The 18,293-nt window shown below is 38.4% G+C and carries 16 protein-coding genes; 6 read left to right on the forward strand and 10 right to left on the reverse strand.

Features of this window, described 5'->3' with window-relative positions; all coding sequences use genetic code 11:
• Positions 1–8: 8 nt before the first annotated feature.
• Both AABJ51_RS17910 and pbpC read left to right on the forward strand, forming a co-directional pair.
• Positions 9–530 (forward strand): gamma carbonic anhydrase family protein, encoded by a 522-nt coding sequence (locus AABJ51_RS17910; protein ID WP_134437205.1) that lies wholly within the window; start codon positions 9–11, stop codon positions 528–530.
• Between the two features lie 247 nt (positions 531–777).
• Entirely contained in the window at positions 778–3,147 is a 2,370-nt protein-coding gene (gene pbpC, locus AABJ51_RS17915; protein WP_338373685.1) for a penicillin-binding protein 1C, read from the forward strand.
• A gap of 92 nt (positions 3,148–3,239) precedes the next feature.
• Here pbpC and AABJ51_RS17920 read toward each other — a convergent pair whose 3' ends face one another.
• From AABJ51_RS17920 to AABJ51_RS17930, 3 genes are all read right to left on the reverse strand, one after another.
• A complete protein-coding gene (locus AABJ51_RS17920; protein ID WP_338373687.1) occupies positions 3,240–3,956 on the reverse strand; it encodes a pirin family protein in 717 nt (238 codons plus the stop codon).
• Between the two features lie 25 nt (positions 3,957–3,981).
• Positions 3,982–4,815 (reverse strand): 4,5-DOPA-extradiol-dioxygenase, encoded by an 834-nt coding sequence (gene ygiD / locus AABJ51_RS17925; RefSeq protein ID WP_338373689.1) that lies wholly within the window; start codon positions 4,813–4,815, stop codon positions 3,982–3,984.
• 97 nt (positions 4,816–4,912) lie between these two features.
• Entirely contained in the window at positions 4,913–5,566 is a 654-nt protein-coding gene (locus AABJ51_RS17930) for a YceI family protein (protein WP_338373691.1), read from the reverse strand.
• Between the two features lie 214 nt (positions 5,567–5,780).
• On the opposite strand from AABJ51_RS17930, the gene AABJ51_RS17935 reads away from it, so the two are divergent.
• Positions 5,781–6,698 carry a LysR family transcriptional regulator gene (locus AABJ51_RS17935; RefSeq protein WP_338373694.1) on the forward strand — a complete coding sequence of 306 codons (918 nt, stop codon included), beginning with the start codon at positions 5,781–5,783 and terminating at the stop codon, positions 6,696–6,698.
• Between the two features lie 10 nt (positions 6,699–6,708).
• On the opposite strand, the gene AABJ51_RS17940 is transcribed toward AABJ51_RS17935, so the two are convergent.
• From AABJ51_RS17940 to AABJ51_RS17950, 3 genes are all read right to left on the reverse strand, one after another.
• Positions 6,709–8,409: a peptidoglycan DD-metalloendopeptidase family protein gene (locus AABJ51_RS17940; protein ID WP_338373696.1), complete on the reverse strand. Its 1,701-nt coding sequence runs from the start codon at positions 8,407–8,409 to the stop codon at positions 6,709–6,711.
• An 82-nt stretch (positions 8,410–8,491) separates the two neighbouring features.
• Positions 8,492–9,691 (reverse strand): bifunctional phosphopantothenoylcysteine decarboxylase/phosphopantothenate--cysteine ligase CoaBC, encoded by a 1,200-nt coding sequence (gene coaBC, locus AABJ51_RS17945; RefSeq protein WP_338373698.1) that lies wholly within the window; start codon positions 9,689–9,691, stop codon positions 8,492–8,494.
• 115 nt (positions 9,692–9,806) lie between these two features.
• Positions 9,807–10,238, reverse strand: coding sequence for a GtrA family protein (locus AABJ51_RS17950; protein WP_026625501.1), 432 nt, complete (start codon positions 10,236–10,238; stop codon positions 9,807–9,809).
• Between the two features lie 569 nt (positions 10,239–10,807).
• Here AABJ51_RS17950 and AABJ51_RS17955 point away from each other — a divergent pair.
• Complete coding sequence (locus AABJ51_RS17955) at positions 10,808–11,455, forward strand: bifunctional nuclease family protein (RefSeq protein ID WP_338373699.1); 648 nt, start codon at positions 10,808–10,810, stop codon at positions 11,453–11,455.
• Between the two features lie 119 nt (positions 11,456–11,574).
• Positions 11,575–12,279, forward strand: a complete 705-nt coding sequence (locus AABJ51_RS17960) for a 16S rRNA (uracil(1498)-N(3))-methyltransferase (protein WP_338373700.1) — start codon at positions 11,575–11,577, stop codon at positions 12,277–12,279.
• A 12-nt stretch (positions 12,280–12,291) separates the two neighbouring features.
• Here the strand turns inward: AABJ51_RS17960 and AABJ51_RS17965 are convergent, their stop codons facing one another.
• The 4 genes from AABJ51_RS17965 to AABJ51_RS17980 form a co-directional block, all read right to left on the reverse strand.
• A complete protein-coding gene (locus tag AABJ51_RS17965; RefSeq protein WP_134437213.1) occupies positions 12,292–12,507 on the reverse strand; it encodes a hypothetical protein in 216 nt (71 codons plus the stop codon).
• 77 nt (positions 12,508–12,584) lie between these two features.
• Positions 12,585–13,715 carry a radical SAM family heme chaperone HemW gene (gene hemW / locus AABJ51_RS17970; RefSeq protein WP_338373701.1) on the reverse strand — a complete coding sequence of 377 codons (1,131 nt, stop codon included), beginning with the start codon at positions 13,713–13,715 and terminating at the stop codon, positions 12,585–12,587.
• A gap of 38 nt (positions 13,716–13,753) precedes the next feature.
• Positions 13,754–15,565, reverse strand: coding sequence for an AMP-dependent synthetase/ligase (locus AABJ51_RS17975; RefSeq protein WP_320974110.1), 1,812 nt, complete (start codon positions 15,563–15,565; stop codon positions 13,754–13,756).
• Between the two features lie 336 nt (positions 15,566–15,901).
• Positions 15,902–16,483, reverse strand: a complete 582-nt coding sequence (locus AABJ51_RS17980) for a terminase small subunit-like protein (protein ID WP_338373702.1) — start codon at positions 16,481–16,483, stop codon at positions 15,902–15,904.
• A gap of 269 nt (positions 16,484–16,752) precedes the next feature.
• On the opposite strand from AABJ51_RS17980, the gene AABJ51_RS17985 reads away from it, so the two are divergent.
• The gene (locus tag AABJ51_RS17985) at positions 16,753–18,243 is read left to right on the forward strand and encodes an oligosaccharide flippase family protein (protein WP_338373703.1); all 1,491 of its coding nucleotides are present in this window, start codon (positions 16,753–16,755) and stop codon (positions 18,241–18,243) included.
• The last annotated feature ends 50 nt before the right edge of the window (positions 18,244–18,293 follow it).

Below are 18,293 nucleotides of genomic sequence, written 5' to 3' on the forward strand. Positions count from 1 at the left end.
TATAAAGTATGGCTTTAATAAAAGAAGTAAGAGGATTTACTCCCGAAATAGGAAAAAATGCATTTTTAGCGGATAATGCTACAATTATAGGTGATGTGATAATGGGTGACGATTGCAGCGTATGGTTTAATGCTGTGTTGCGTGGCGATGTAAACTCTATTCGTATCGGAAACCGAGTGAATATTCAGGATGGATCAGTATTGCATACGTTATACCAAAAATCGACTGTAGAGATCGGAGATGATGTTTCGATAGGACATAATGTAGTGATACACGGGGCTAAAATCGAAAATGGAGCATTGATAGGTATGGGGGCGATTGTGCTTGATCATGCGGTAATCGGTGAAGGTGCCATCGTTGCGGCTGGTTCGGTTATTCTGAGCGGAACTATTGTGGAACCGGGAAGCATTTATGCCGGAGTACCTGCTAAATTTGTGAAAAAGGTAGACTCGGAACAAGCTAAAGAAATGAATCAGAAAATTGCAAAAAATTATCTGATGTATTCGGGTTGGTTTAAGGATGAAGAATAGAACGGTTAAATAAATATATGCGTTATAATTTGCGGGTAGGTGAAGTCATTTACCCGTTTTTTTATTCGCATGGGTGCAGATTCATTTTTAGAATTTTTTATCTATAAGGTAAGAATGAGCAAATACGCCAATGTGAAAATGAGATAATAAGGTATAAAGTGACAATGACAAAATGTGCAAAAGGCATGTTACCTTTGTAACCTTTTTGGGTAAAAAACTAGTTTATTACTGATCTTGAATATCGGCTATGATACAATTTATTAGAAAATGGTTTGATAAATATAAGACAGCTAAACTTAAATATCGCATTGCAATACCTGTAATTCTGATATTATTGGTTTGGTATATCTTTTGTCTGCCTTCTCCATTGTTCGATGTGCCATACAGTACGGTTGTTTCTGACCGAAATGGTGAATTGTTGGGGGCGCGTATTGCCGATGATCAGCAATGGCGTTTTCCTACGGTAGATTCCGTTCCTGATAAATACAAAACCTGTTTGGTTGAATTTGAAGATCAGTATTTCGGATATCACTGGGGGATTAATCCAGTATCAATATTCAGAGCTGTTAAACAAAACCTGAGTCAAAAGAGGATTGTAAGCGGAGCCAGTACCATCACGATGCAGACAATAAGGCTTTCCCGAAAAGAGAAGCGGACATTCGGCGAAAAGTTCATCGAAATGATAATGGCCACCCGTTTGGAGTTTTCTTATTCTAAAGACGAGATTATTAACTTATATGCTTCTCATGCTCCGATGGGAGGGAATGTGGTTGGTATAGAGGCTGCTTCGTGGCGCTATTTCGGGCATCAATCTTCCACATTGTCATGGGCTGAGGCTGCGACATTAGCTGTATTGCCTAACTCTCCGGCAATGATGCACTTCGGGCGGAACAGAGCCAAATTGTTAACTAAAAGGAATAACCTGCTCAAAAAGCTTCACGATAAGAATATTCTGGATAAAACCGATTACGAGCTCGCTGTATCGGAGCCTTTACCTTTTGAACCGTATGCTTTACCGGTAGTGGCTCCTCATTTGGTTACCAAAATATATATGGAGCAAGGAGGGCGGCAAGTGCGCACTACAATTGACAAACAGCAGCAATTACTTATTGAAAATATCCTGGCTCGCTGGAATGCCGAATTTGCCCAGAATGAGATTAAAAATATAGCAGCAGTGGTTGTTAATGTCGAAAAAAACGAAGTGGTTGCATATTGCGGCAATGTACATTTCGATAAGAGTATATCTGCCAATCAGGTTGATATATTGCAGGCTCCCCGCAGTACAGGAAGTATACTCAAGCCTTTTTTGTATTGTGCGATGCTGGATAACGGGCAATTACTGCCGAATCAGTTATTGGCGGATATTCCGATCAATATAAACGGATTTACCCCTAAAAATTTTAGTCTGAACTATGATGGAGCAGTACCCGCATCCGAGGCTTTGGCGCGTTCGTTGAATATTCCTTTTGTGGTATCACTGCGTAAATATGGAGTTCCTAAACTCTATAATTTGTTGAAGGATGCAGGTATGTCAACTTTATCCCGGTCTCCCGACAATTACGGATTATCTCTTATTCTGGGAGGAGCCGAGGGTAAACTTTGGGATATTGTATCGATGTATACGCACATGGCGCAGGCATTGAATGACTACAATAGCGATAGACGATATTGGAAACGCAGAGCAGTATCATATGTATATGACCAAGATAATAACAAGGCCGAAGAGCGCATTACCCGTCCTATGTTCGGGGCAGGGGCTATCTGGCTGACCTTTGATGCTTTGACAAATCTCAACCGTCCCGAAGAAATTGATTGGCGGTCGATTCCTTCTATTCAGAAAATAGCATGGAAAACGGGCACGAGTTTTGGCTTTCGTGACGGCTGGGTAGTAGGAGTGAATCCTAAATATGCAGTAGGTGTATGGGTCGGAAATTCCGATGGAGAAGGACGTCCGGGCTTGACAGGGGCGCGAACCGCAGGGATGGTGATGTTTGATATATTCAATGCCCTGCCTGCATCCCGATGGTTTCCTGCTCCTACAACGGATATGGTCAGAACAGAAGTTTGCAAAGAGAGCGGATTGCTTGCCGGAGTTAATTGTCCCGAATCATCGATCGATACTATTTGGACAACAAAGAAAGGTGCAGAGGCTGCTGTTTGTTCTTATCACATAAGAGTAAATGTTTCGGAAGATCTTCAGTATCGGGTCTATGAAGATTGTGCGGGAGAAAGGGGAATTGTGCAGACGTCGTGGTTTGTATTGCCTGCTTCGTGGGAATGGTTCTATAAAGAGCATCATCCGTCTTACAGATCATTACCACCTTTTTCTCCGGAATGTCAGTCTGCCGATAATACTAAGGTGATGGAATTTATATATCCTACAGCCAATGCTGTGGTAAGTATTCCTAAGCAGCTTGACGGCCGTAATGGGCGTATTATATTTGAACTGGCTCACCGTGACCCTAGATCGAAAGTCTTTTGGCATCTGGATGAAACTTATGTTGGCGAAACGCAGAACTTTCATAAACAAGAACTAGCTCCTTCTGCCGGAAATCACCGACTGACAGTTGTTGATGAAAATGGAAATTCTCTGTCGATCAATTTTTCTGTTAAATGAAAAGGAGCAACTTCTTACTAAAAAGAAGCCGCTCCTCAGTCAAAACACAATTACTATTTAGCTAGAAAAAAGTATGAGTGATTTACCTTACCTTATATTTGCATAGGTACTTCCATGAGTAAAATACGGGCATTGTCGGATAATGATTTGATTTCAAGTTTATTTACATCGGATATTCCTAATCCGTCTCTACGGTTAAGGTCTATTCCCGATACATTGAATGAACCTTCTATTACCATAACAAAGACGCCGTTTTTGTCTGATTTTAATGTATATGACTCGCCTTTATTGTTGTCGAATTCTCCGATCGAGAACCATGCATCCTGATGTATCCATAAAGCATTCTCACTGGGAGTCGGGGTCACTATCTCGTGGAGTTTGTTCTTCTTATTCCAGAAATCCAGCGTTTTCTGCTCGTATCGGGGTTGTACATTCTTTTTGTTTGGGAATACCCATATCTGGAATAAGTTCAGAGTCTGTTCGTTTTCTCCGTTATACTCGCTGTGTTTGATTCCCGATCCTGCACTCATGACCTGTACATCACCGGTCTTTATAACTCCGCCATGACCAAGACTATCCTGATGGTGCAGGTTGCCTTCGAGAGGTATGGTTATAATTTCCATATTGTCGTGTCCATGAGTGCCGAATCCTTTACCTCCTTCGATGATATCATCATTCAGGACTCTTAAAGCTCCGAAATGAATCCGGTTGGGATCGTAATAGTTTGCAAAACTGAAAGTATGTCGGGCATCGAGCCATCCGTGTCGCTCATGTCCTCTTGTTTCTGATCTATATAAAGTTGTTTTCATAAAATAACCTCCTGTTGTTTATGTATTATTGTCCAATTATGATTGATGTCATTGATAGCGATCCTGCGACAATTTTATCATTGAATACGGTTATCAGATCGTCCTTGTCTTGTAATGCTAAAGTATACAATAGGGGAATGTAATGTTCCAATGATGGTATTGCCAAATTAACGGCACTATCTAACGACTTGTAATTTGTCAGCGAGTTAATATCCCGATCATAAATCCGGGACTTAAATTTTTCGTTTAGTTCTATTGCCCAATCGTATGCGTATTCAATATTGAAGTCTCCGTTTTTAGGCGTTACCATACGCAGGTTATGTATCATATTACCGCTCCCTACTATTAGCACCCCCTTTCTGCGCAGGAAGTTCAGTTCTTTAGCCAATTCAACATGATAGCTCAACGGCTTGGTATAATCGATACTTAACTGCAATACGGGTATTTCTGCTTTAGGATAGAAGTGTTTAAGCACACTCCAGCTTCCATGATCCAGGCCCCACTCATAATCTGTTTCGATTGAAAACGGTAAGCTGTTATTGGCTAAATCGCCGGCAAGTTCCGGTAAACCTTTAGCCGGATATTGTTGAGCGAATAGTTCTCGGGGAAATCCGTAGAAGTCATGTATCGTCTTCGGGCTTTGCATGGCAGTGATATACGTACCTCGTGTTTCCCAGTGAGCCGATATACAGAGTATCGCTTGCGGATGAGGTATAGAAGCTCCCAGTTGATGCCATTTTTGAGAGAACTCATTGTCTTCGATAGCATTCATTGGTGTACCATGTCCAACAAAGATAACAGGCATCAATGGGGTATCTTCGAGGTACAATAATTGCTTATGTAAATCTTTTAGGTTCATATAAACCTCCTTTCTTTGATATAAAAACGGCTTTGACTATTTGTATTGCCAAAGCCGTCAGACACTCTATTCAACCTTCTTACTCTTAGTCCTAACCTTATTTTGTGGCTTTAGCAACAATAGTTATTTGTAATTCGATATTATCGTTTACTATATTATCCTTCAATTCAGCAAATAAACTCTTTGATCCGTATTTTACGTTCCATTGGGTACGATCAATAGTGAACGGAACAGTTACTGCTTTGTATACATCTCCTTCTTTAGTAATCTTAGCACCGAATGTAATGTTCTTATCTACATCTTTCATTTTCAGATTTCCGCTTATTGTATGGGTAATCGAATCATTTCCGGCAACAGCTTCTACTTTAGTTATAGCAAAACTGCTTTCAGGATATGTGGCTACATCAAAAAAGTCGGCACTCTTAAGGTGGTTTACAAGCATATCATTCATTTTTGCATCTGTAAGATCTTCATCTTTGATAGCGTTCATGTCTATAACGAATGCTCCTGAAGCAACATTTTCTCCATTAATAGCCAGACTACCTTCTTTAATACCGATAGTTCCGTGATGGTCTCCTCCAGGTTTTGAACCTACCCATTTAATGGATGAAGCCTGAGTATCAACTGTTAGTTTTTCACCTTCTCCTGTTGCTACAGCTTGAGAATCTGTTCCTTCTATTTTATTCTTAGGATTGTTGCCGCAAGAAACAGCAAATAATAAAACTGATAATGCAAATAAATAAGTTTTCATAATTGTCTATGTTTTAATTTTCTTGATACAAAGGTAAGGTGCTGAAATCTATTATCAAAATAGATGTTTTTATAGAAATCTATTCAAAAATTTATAGATTTGCACTCTGTGCTAATATTTCAGGCTTTATTGTGGCTTTTCGGAGTTTGATTGTGTCTATTAATTCTGCCTGAAAAATGCAACATAAATATTTACAGTTACTTAATATAAGCTTATGGTCAATCTGGAATGGTATCGGACGTTTAAAGCAATATATCAGCATGGAACATTAACAAAAGCATCTGCCGAATTAATGATTTCTCAACCGAATGCAAGTGTACAACTTTCTTCTTTAGAGAGTTATATTGGTCATGCTCTTTTTATCCGGCTTCCACGGAAAATGGTTCCGACCGAATACGGAAAACTCTTATATACACAGATTGTAGAGTCTATCGATAATTTGGAGCGTGTAGAGGTTGAATTCAAAAAATCAAGTATCCGTAAAGAACCGACTATTAGATTGGGTGTGCCCTCAGAGGTGTTTTATTCTTATCTGTCAAAAAATATGCATCTTGTAAAATCACATCTTATAGTAGAGTATGGTTTAGCTACAGAACTGATAGCGAAGTTAAGAAGCGGAGAATTGGATATTGCATTTATAACAAAACAGGATAAGACCCAAGATAATCTTACATACGAATATTTATATTCAGAATCTTTTATGATTGTTTGTAATCCTGCATTCGATACAACCGAAATTGATCAGTACATTGCCGAAAATGACCTTGCTAAAGCTGAAAGATGGTTGAGGAAACAAGTCTGGTATGCTTATGATACTAACCTCCCTTTAGTGAGACGATTTTGGAGGAGTAATTTTTTGAAACGGCCTATTCTCAAATTGAGTGCTGCTATACCTGATAATATCTCCATTTTACGGGCAGTTGCTACAAGTGGAGGTTTTGCCGTGTCTTCCGATCTGATAGGTGGAGAGGCTCTGAAGAATAAACAGGTTAAAATAGTATGGAAAGGAATTGTCCCCACTACAAACAGCCTTTATTTAGGATATAATCAGGAAAAACTAGAACCCCATCTTGTTAGTGAGGTTCGAGGTTTTATAAAACAAAGTATGGAAGAGTATCTTGATATTATGTAAAAGCTTTTACTCAATATGTGAACTCACTTGTGTATTCTGTCGAATTTCCACAGGCATCAGTTGCCACAACCGTTAAAGTGTGTGAGCCTTTGGATAATCTGTCAGGATCGAAGGTATAAGTATAAACAGGAGACTTAATGTCGTTCTCAAATAACGCAAACTTACCGTCTATAGTTCCTCTGACAGATGTAACTCCACTAAGGTTGTCTGTGATACGGAGCTTAATCGAATTAATTGGTTGAGGAGTACTCTTCCTTTTCTTTGAAGTTTTAGCAATTACCGGAGCGATAGTAGGGGATTGTGTATCGGACGAGACTGTCAGCCGCATACCAAATTCCCGTATATTTCCCGAAACAGTACCATTGTAATATTTCCCGCCGATCCATGATCTTCGGTTTCCTATCAATTGTACTATTCCATATTGATTTTTATTACTTAGTGGATCGGATGTTAGTTTGATCCTAACTTCTCCTGATTTATGTAATGGTACGGGCGATTGATTGACAGTGAAGATATCCGAGAAATAACTGTCGGAACTGCTTTGAGACAACGTGAAACAGACATCGTTATATAGATTACCCTTATTTACAAGCAGTGAAAAGGCATCACTTATATATTTATTGTCCTGATCCCATACCATAACCAACGAACATCCCGATGGGTGCGGAATATCTTGCTTTTTGCCCATTATAGAGAATGTATACGATGTTGTATTTCCATATACATCCTGTAAGGTATATTCGATATTATAAGGACGTTCTTCATTGATATTGAGATAACCGCTATTCTTCGATTTGTAGAATGGCAAAGCATTTCCCGGCTCGATGAATGAATACATGTAAAATGATTTGTTGAGTCTCCAATCGGCAAAGTCCGTAAATGTATTAATCATACGGGTTTGGTCAAATGGAAATCGTATAATATCGTAAGAGAAAGCTTCCGTATTATCTACCTTCATGCTGATGGACTTAACTCCATAGATATTTGCTGTGGAACTCATTCTGTCATATGCTTTTATGCCTAGTCCGATATAACCCCATGCCTCGATTGTATCACGCAGACTGGTGTATTCTCCGCTCTTTAATTTCGAGACGGACTGGCGAAGCGGAAGGTAAGAATCGTTGATAACCCCTCGTCCCGGAACAGGATATGCCGCTATTCCCCTGACTTCGGGAGATACTTCGTCCCGTATCATATTCTTAAAGTAAGGAAGGGGATCTAATATCTGTTCAGATTTTGTATCTCGTATTTCGAAATGAAGATGGGGTCCTCCTGATCCTCCTGTATTGCCTGAATAAGCAATCAGGTCTCCTTTTTTGACTTTTATCTGGTTCGATTTCAGTTTCAGATCAACCCTGTAGCTTTCCTGCGAATATTGCTGGGTCTTTACAAAGTCGCTTATCTGTTGGTTGAATTTTCTGAGGTGCCCGTACACTGATGTTTGTCCGTTAGGGTGGTCGATATATAAAGCCAATCCATATCCGGACGGAGAAACCGAAACTCTGGATACAAATCCGTCGGCAACAGAATATACCTCTTTCCCTTCAACTCCTTGGGTTTTTATATCAATTCCAGAGTGAAAATGATTGTTTCTGAGTTCTCCGCAATTGGCACTCAATAATAACGGTATGCCCAGCGGGCTGCCATAGTCTTGAGCAAAAGAACTTAAACTGAATAAAGATATAATGAGTGTCGTTGCTAGTCTGTTCATTATAAAATAGTTTTTGTGTATAATCTTCTAAATCGGATTATACAGAGTTATTATAAGTAAGAGAAAAGAGACTTACTTACATTTACTTATCTATCGTTTCGTCAAGTATATCCCTTGCTACACTTCTTTTGTCCTTTAGAACAAAGTCTTTTCGATTGCCGTTTTTATCAATTATAGCAATCTTATTGGTGTCATGCTGAAATCCGGCTCCTTTATCCTGCAGAGAATTTAGTACGATATAATCCAGATTTTTCTTTTCAATCTTTCTTAGGGCATTTTGCTCTTCGTTATTTGTTTCGAGAGCAAATCCGATAAGAGTTTGAGAGTTTTTTTTCTGTTTACCCAGAGCCGCCGCTATATCTTTATTGGCAACCAGTTCGAGGGTTATTCCCTCATCGTCGGTTCGTTTAATCTTAGTACCCGCTTGTTCTTTAGGCCTGTAATCTGCTACGGCTGCGCAAAGGATAGCGGTGTCACAATCGGAAAATTCACTTAATGCAGCCTGATACATTTGGTCGGCCGATTCAACATCAATACGTTTAATATTCGGGTGAATGGTCTTTAAAGATACAGGGCCTGCGATAAGGATAACTTCAGCACCTCTTTCCGCACATTCTTCGGCAAGAGAGAATCCCATTTTTCCCGAAGAATAGTTTCCGATAAACCTTACAGGGTCGAGCTTTTCATAGGTCGGACCTGCCGTTATCAGTATTTTTTTTTTTGAAAGACTTTCCTTTTTCGAAAAGTAATTCCTTATATATTCTACAATTTTTTTGGGTTCTTCCATCCGTCCTTTTCCAATCAGATGACTTGCCAATTCGCCGGATGCCGGTTCTATAATATGATTTCCGTATGATTCGAGAAGAGACAAATTACGTTTAGTAGAAGGGTGTGCAAACATATCCAAGTCCATTGCCGGAGCAATGAATACCGGAGCTTTCATTGACATATAAGTTGTGATAAGCATATTGTCTGCTATCCCGTTAGCCATTTTACCTAAGGTTGAAGCTGTAGCGGGTGCTATTAGCATAAAGTCAGACCATAAACCCAGATCAACATGACTGTGCCATGTTCCGTCATTAGCTCCGAAGAATTCACTGATAACAGGCTTTCCTGTTAATGCCGAAAGGGTAACAGGGGTAATGAACTCTTTTCCGGCAGGTGTCATTATAATCTGTACTTCTGCGCCTTCTTTGACAAATAATCTGGCTAAAGATGCCGCTTTGTAAGCAGCAATGCTTCCGGTGATGCCTAAAACTATATGTTTACCTTTGAAAGTCATGGTTTATGTTTGAGTTTTTTTAGAATCAATATGAATATAAGACAATATAATCTTCCTTATTGTATCGTGGATATTGTCTTGCAGGCAAAATTAGCAAAAAGGATTGATACCTAACTTATTGATCTTTCTTTTTGAATGTATAATACTTGTTAAAGAAGAATTGCAAAAAGGCAACTATTGCAGTACAAGACAGTTTAGCAGTACTTTGAACTGTTTTTTGACTAATTTCTATCAGGTCGGTTTGTTCAAGCCCGATGTTATATATTCTGACCAATATTGGCAGAAGTATTGTACTTACAACAATGCCGACTCCTGCTATACCGAAAAAAGAGAGACCTCTTTTGAATATTTTGTCGGTGGCATTGAATGTAAAATAACTATTCAGAAAAAAGTTATTAATGATTGCAAGCACACAGCTTAATATGTGAGATACTATGTAGTTAATGCCCAGATAGTCGCGGAAAAAGAAAAAACTGAGCCATTCGACTCCAAGACCAATAACGCCGACTATTCCGTATTTAAGAAATTCCTTGTACGATTGCTTCATTATTTGTTTTTATGTAATACTAAGCATATTTAGGTACGGGGACCTTGAGTCGGCAAAGATAATTCTTTATTCTTTTGAAGATTTGACTTTCTTTACGAAAAGTTGCTAAAAAATAGCTCAAAGCTTTATTGACACAGTAAAAATACTTATTTTTGAATAATTAAGTAACTGTTTAAATTTAGCTCGTTTGGATTTTAGAGATATTTTTGGAACGATTTTTATTTTTTTCGATACGATAACAGCGGGCTGTTTGAGTTGAGAAAAGATAAAAATTCAGGCAAAAAGAGCCTAAAAATAAACGAAAAAGAAATGAATCGTAATTGTGATACATCGTTTGGTAAATGTAAACAGTTACTAAATAACAGAAAGTATTCTGTAGTTGATTCTAAATCAATTAACAATAATCAGCTATTAATATAGTTCAGCCATTTAAAGAACTCTTTTAGCATAGATAAAATCTTAGCTATAATTTCGGATTAACTAATAAGGTGCATTTAAATAGTGCTATTGAACTTATAAATAGGATTGGCTGTTTTTTTGCAAAAGAGTAAATTGGTTAGAGTCGTTAGATGTATTCAGAAGATAAAGAACGTTCAAAAAAGTCAAGCAGAGTGGAGGATAAAAAGATCAAATTGTCAGTTTTAGGTTTCTCGTTTAATCAAACACAATCGGGTACATATGGTCTTGTTTTGGCAGAAGAAGGAGGTGTGCGCCGTCTGATGATTGTTGTCGGTACACCCGAAGCACAATCTATTGCCTTTAAACTGCAAAATACCGAACCTCCCCGTCCGTTGACTCACGACCTGTTTTACTCTTTTATGAACAGTTTCGATATTAAACTTGAGGAAGTTCTTATCTATAAATACGAAAACGGAGTATTTTATTCCCAACTGTATTTTAAGCAGGGAGACAAGACTGTAACAGTAGAATCCAGAACATCAGATGCTATAGGTATCGCTCTGCGAAGTAAGTCGAAGATATACACAACTGATGAAATCATGAGGGATTTAGCTGTTGTTTTCACAGAAGGAGACGAAGAAGCGGCATCCAAAGATATGTTTACGGCAGGTGATACAGCAGCCAATTATACCGATTCGTATGCTTTACTTAATCAGGAAGAGCTACAGTCGATGCTTGATGATGCCATTGAACATGAAGACTATGAACTGGCATCGGTGCTTCGTGACGAATTGGAAAAACGAGCAAAAAAACACTAAGGTCTCAGACCTTTTTATTGACTCGCATCCGTATCGTCGAATGTTATTTATCCTTCAAAACATAACAGCTACGGCCTGTTTTACTTTAAATACGACATTAATATCTACTATTACTTAAAATGGATAAAACGATATTCTTTGCTCCCGATATTCTCTCGGACCAGACACTGCCTCAGGAAGAATCAGCTCATTGCATACGTGTCCTGAGAAAGAAAGAAGGAGATACTATATATATAGCTGACGGAAAAGGGCATTTCTTTGATGCCGAAATAATAGAGGCGCATCAGAAACACTGTGTTGTTAATATAATCAACACCATAGATGAACCTAAACCATGGTCTAATAATCTGCATATTGCTTTTGCTCCTACTAAGAACATGGATCGGGTAGAATGGTTTGCCGAAAAAGCAACTGAAATTGGCATTGACAGGTTCTCTCCATTGTTGTGTCGTTATTCGGAAAGGAAAGAGATAAAGTTGCCCCGAATAGAGAAAATTCTCATTTCGGCAATGAAACAATCTCAGAAGTCGTTCGTCCCCCAATTAGATGAAATGACAGCTTTCGCCGATTTTATACGGCAGCCGTTCGATGGGCAGAAATTCATAGCTCATTGCTATCCTCAGGAAAAGAAGCTGTTGAAAGATGCTTATAATCACGGTGGGAATGTCCTGGTACTGATAGGTCCCGAAGGTGATTTCAGTGAGAAAGAAGTCCAATTGGCACTTGATAATGGTTTTGAACCGATCTCTTTAGGGAACAGTCGTTTGAGAACAGAAACTGCAGCGTTGGTTGCATGTAATACAATACAGGTAATAAACGGTTAATAGATTAGAGTGCTATTTAGGATTTTGTTTATTGAACTCCCTTAAATCAAGAATAGCTTTATACAACTTTTTCCTGTAATAAGACTTTATGCAGAAAAACGACTCGTAACGTTTCATCGAATACTTTATCACATTGTACTCAAGTGTATGACGTGCGCTGGCAATAAAGGCATCTATCATAGGTTGCAATAATTCCTTGTCCTTCTCAGTCTTAACCTTTTCTTCCATGTTTTTGTTCATATATTAAGTAACAGTAAGCATTTAATGATTTTGTATAGTAAACTAACAGGTCTGAGACCTTAAAGTTAGTCGATATACATCAGGTCGCTCATTATAGAGTCCGAAACGAATATTCCCTGACGGCTTATTTTATAACGGTCTTCATCTGTATATACATCTCCGCTCTTTAAATGACGGGCTATGTTCTGATCACAATATGCGGCATATTTCTCACCGAATAGACTTTTCAACTCCGATTTACTGATTCCCCACATTGTGCGCATTCCTGTAAGTATAAAGTCGTTGTATCTGGTTCGGATGTCCAGGTCTTCAATTTCTATATGAGGATCATTGTCTTCGATACCCTGAATGTATTTTGATATGGAAGATATATTCCAGCATCGGTTTTCCTTATTATAGGAGTGAGCCGATGGACCTGTTCCCAGGTATTTTGTTCCCAGCCAGTATGAACTGTTGTGTCGGGAGAAATATCCTTCTTTACCGAAATTAGATATCTCATAATGGATAAAACCATTCTCTTGAAGTCTTCTGATCAGGGTTGAGAACATTTCGACGCTCAATTCTTCTTCTACAGATTTGACATTTCCTTTCTGAAGGAGTCTGTATAGCTTTGTACCTTGTTCGTAAATAAGATGGTATGACGATATGTGCTGTATGTCTAAATTCATTGCAGTATCGAGAGTCTTATTCCATGTCTCCAATGTGAGATCAGGTAACCCGTACATAAGATCTATACTTATATTCGAAAAGCCTGCCTGTTTACTCATCCTTACTGCATCGAGAGCTTTTTGAGCCGAATGACGCCGGTTAAGAAACTGTAATTGTTTATCGTCAAAGCTTTGTACACCCATGCTCAGTCTGTTGAAACCTATCGAACGGAGCATATCCAAATACTTCTCATTCAGATCATCCGGATTTGCTTCCAGTGTGATTTCGGCATCGTCATCGACTCTGTAGGTTTCATATATAGTACTGAAAATAGCCTTAAAATCAGCCTTCGATAATTGAGACGGTGTCCCTCCTCCGAAATAAATAGTGCCGACAGATTCGCCTCCTATATAGTTGCTGCGTAATACCAGTTCTTTGCAAATAGCTGATAAAAAAGGCGTTTTTTGTTCCATGCTGGTTCGTGTGTAAAAATCGCAGTATATGCATCTCGTTTTACAAAAGGGAACATGTATATATATACCAGCCATTCGGATATGATAGGATGTTAAACAAAAGGTAAGAGACCTTAGTCTTCATACATTTTGTTGATAATGTCTTTGTAACGTTCGGCAACTACCTTACGTTTGATTTTCAGTGTATTTGTTAATTCGCCGCTTTCCATTGTAAATGGCTCGGGCAGAAGAGTAAATCTCTTTACTTTTTCGTAAGGAGCCAAAGGAGCCTGTTGCATTTCTATGCGGGTGGATATCATCGAAATAACAATTTTGTCTTTTAGTAATTCTTCTCTTGTCGAATATACAATATCATGTTCTTTAGCCCATTTTTCAACAGCATCATAGTCGGGAACTACAAGTGCACTCACGAACTTAACATCATCTCCGATAATCGAGATCATATCTATGAACTTGTCATTGGCGATCAATGTTTCGATAGCCTGAGGTGCGATGTATTTACCATTTGATGTTTTGAACAGGTCTTTGATCCGTTCTGTCAATACAATCGTATTATCAGCTAATAGCTCACCTGCATCTCCCGTACGGAAAAATCCGTCTTCAGTAAATACTTTGGCTGTCTCTTCCGGCTTCTTGTAATATTCTTTCATTACAGTACGCCCTTTTACCAGAATTTCATTGTTCGCAGGATCAATTTTAACTTCCAATCCGGGCATAACGGTTCCAACCGAGTGAATGATAAAGTTGCGATCGGGGTAACATGTTACAGTTGCAGTTGTTTCGGTAAGCCCGTATCCGATAATGATTGGGATATTTACCGATTGCAAAAATATATTTATCTGATCGGACAATGGGGACCCAGCACAAGGAAACAATACCCCTTTTTCGATTCCGATAACCATTTTTAGTATACGGAAAATGGTATTGTTGTAAAACGTAAATTTCAGGCGTGTACCCAGCGGAGCTTTTTTGCCTTCATTCTTATAATCGAGATTATATATTTTACCGGTTTTTATAGAATCGGTATAAAGCCAGCGCATAATACCTTTAGAACTGTCTATCTTTTCGTTTACCCCCTGATATACTTTTTCCCAGAAACGGGGGACACTGCACATAAGTGTAGGCCGTACCTGTTTAATGGATTTCTGAATTTCTTTGGCATCGGTATTTATAGCTATAGTCATACCCTTGTGCAAAGTGTAATAAGTCCACGCTTTTTCGAAAATATGAGCCAAAGGAAGAAAATTCATCGAAAGGTCTTTACTCGATAGTTTGGGCAGCCGTTCGTCATGTATTCTGAACACTTCGAGAAACGAAGAATGCAGCAGTACTACACCTTTGGGTTCTCCTGTTGTACCTGATGTATAAATGATGCAGGCGGTATCGGTCTCACGGATCGATTTGAGCCTGACTGATACTTTTACCATCGAATCGGAATTTTCACCCGATGCGATAAAATCATCGAAATAGATAGAGGTTGTATCCTCCGGATGCTTTTTGACTTTCGGATCAAAAATTATCAGGCGTTTTAGTACTGCACTATGTTGTTGTACCTTATAAGCATTGTTATACTGAAACTGTTCACCTACAAACAGAGTGCGTATCTGTGCATCGTGAACGATATATTCGACCTGCAGAGGTGATGCTGTTGCATATATAGGTACAGTTGCTGCACGGTTTGCATAAGCTCCGAAATCGGTAAATATGTATTGATACATATTCTGAGAATATATACCGATATTCTCTTGCGTTTCTATACCTATCTCTGCCATAGCCCATGCCGTTTTCATAACATAGTCAGAGAGGCGGTTCCATGAAATATTCAACCATTTCTTCTGGTCGTTATCTCGATACTTCAATACAGTTCTCGATTTGTATTTTGCTGCACGCTTATGTACCAGCTCGGCAAGATGATAGTAACTCATTTCTATTTTTTACTAATGGTATCAGATCACAAAGTTAGATTATTAAATGATTAATCGGTGTTAATTGCCTGATTTTAATTATTGTCTACGCATCAGTTGTCGGGGCAATAGCTGTGCTTTATATCCTGATAACGTGATGAAAAGGTTACAAAAGTTACAGTCTTTACGTTCATTTTTCAGACGGCACTTTTTACTCTCGAGACTAAGCCTGCCTGTAGGGACGTAAATTTATACGCCGGATTTTTTTTCGGGTGGAAGATTTTTTACCCCTAAAGAATTTCCAAAAAGGTAACAAAGGTTTCATTTTTTCAACCATTTTATGGAGTAACTTTTTTATCACCTGTCGAGTGTAGGATCGTAAGCATCGGGAGCAACCTCCGTCTCCGGAGAATCAGACTTGACTTTGAGAGCTTCTCGTCTTGCTTGCATTTCTTCTTCCGTGTAATTACCGCTGCCACTGTCTTGTAAGAATTGAAGTTGATCGGCTGCCTCTTGATTCTGAACTATGATTTCCCATGGTACACGAATATTTTCTACCTTCTCTTCACTTTCTCCCTCTTTAGCCATTGCCATTTTCAAGGTCTTTTCGTCTGCTGAATATTTTTTCATGGTTACCGTTTTTCCGGTCAGATATATTTCTCCACAATCGTCTACGGCATATTTATAACGGGTTGTAGTTACGGTATAGCCATGCTCTAATCTTTGTTTAAGGATTTTTCGGGCTTTTTGCGCTAATCGTTCGTCACGACCTGCACGGGCATCATCTATCATTTCCTTGAAATTGGAATGATTCCGTGCCCACTGATAGAATGTTTTACGGCTGATGCTGTACATCGTGCAGATTTCACCTAATGTATATTCATCCTGTTCTATTGCGTCTGCTATTTTCTTGCCTAGTTCTTCTGTGTATTTAGCCATAATTGTAAAGTGTTTTTAAGTATAGATAAAATTTCAGAAAGCAGGCAGGTCTTTTATTTATGTGAATCAGTATTTGAAAAAAGTTCTTTAATTTTAGTTGAAAGACCTTCATATGTCTTTGTAGGTATAGCAAGAGTTAACCCGACAAACAGAATTAGTAAATGACATAAAATAAAAAGTGCGAATTTTAGCTGTTGATTTACATTGCTCATAATTTGATGCGTTTGCCCTAGTTTTATATTACCTTTGCAACCGCAATATTTATGTCTATGGCAGGAGGAATCAAAAGTTTAGCAAAAGATACGGCTATCTATGGATTGAGCAGTATTTTGGGTCGTTTCTTGAATTGGTGTCTGACACCTTTACATGTATATATTTTTACGAATACAGTAGAGTATGGCAAGGTCAGTTATATTTATGGGTTTGTAGCCCTCTTTATGATTTTGCTGACTTATGGAATGGAAACCGGCTTCTTTCGCTTTATGAACAAGAAAGACGAAGATCCTGATCGGGTCTATTCTTCGGTGCTAACGTCGCTCGGTGTAACATCTGCCCTGTTTATTATACTCTGTTCTGTTTTTCTGACTCCTATAGCCGAATGGATGAGGTATACCGATCATGCCGAGCATATACTTATCATGGCTGTTGCCGTGGCAATGGATGCCTTTATGGTTGTACCTTTTGCTTACCTGCGATATAAAAAAAGACCTATACGATTTGCATCGTTGAAGATTATATTCATTTTTGCCAATATATTTTTCAACCTATTCTTTCTTGTTGCTTGCCCGTTTATTTATAAATCGGCTCCCCATCTGATCGATTGGTTTTATAATCCATCGTATGGAATCGGGTATATATTTATAGCTAATTTATTGGCTAATATCGTTGTGTTCTGTATGCTGATTCCCGATATGACCGGATTTAAATACCGGTTCGACGGACAGCTTCTCAAGCGTATATATAAGTATTCATTCCCATTGCTTATTTTGGGTATAGCAGGGGTTATTAATCAGACCGTAGCACAGCTTGTATATCCTCATATATTCGATAATATTGAAGAGGCTTACAGCCAATTGGGAATATATAATGCATGCTTGAAAATCACGGTAGTAATAACTATGTTTACTCAGGCTTTCCGGTATGCTTACGAGCCTTTCGTATTCGCAAAGAATAATTCTGATAATGATACACGCCCGTATGCCGAAGCAATGAAGTATTTTGTGATATTTGCGCTCTTTGTATTTCTGGGTGTTATGTTTTTTATGGATATACTGAAGTATATTGTCAGCAAAAATTATATGGTCGGCATATCTATTGTGCCTGTGGCTATGTTGGGTGAAATATTTTTCGGAATATATTTCAATTTGTCTGTTTGGTATAAGTTGATAGATAAAACTCACTATGGAGCAACATTTTCTGTATTAGGATGTTTTATAACAGTACTTATAAATGTTATATTTGTACCCGTATTTGGTTTTATAGCCAGTGCATGGGCTACATTTATCTGTAATCTGATAATAATGTCTATTTCTTATTTCTACGGGCAGAAGTATTATCCGATTAAATACGATCTGAAGACTATCTTCTTTTATTTCGCATTGGTTGCGGTTTTGTATGCATTAGGAATGTATGTCCCAATAGAAAATGAGGTGTTGAGGTTATCCTACAGAGTTATATTATTGGCTGTATTTGCAGCGGTATTGATAAAGAAAGATCTGCCTTTGTCTCAAATTCCGTTTATAAATAAGAAAATTAAATAGTTATATCAAATAAATAAACAGGTCTGTGACCTTTAATTTAAAGTAGTGAA

Source organism: Indolivaga capnocytophagoides, from assembly GCF_036511535.1.
GTDB lineage: Bacteria > Bacteroidota > Bacteroidia > Bacteroidales > Dysgonomonadaceae > Dysgonomonas_A > Dysgonomonas_A capnocytophagoides.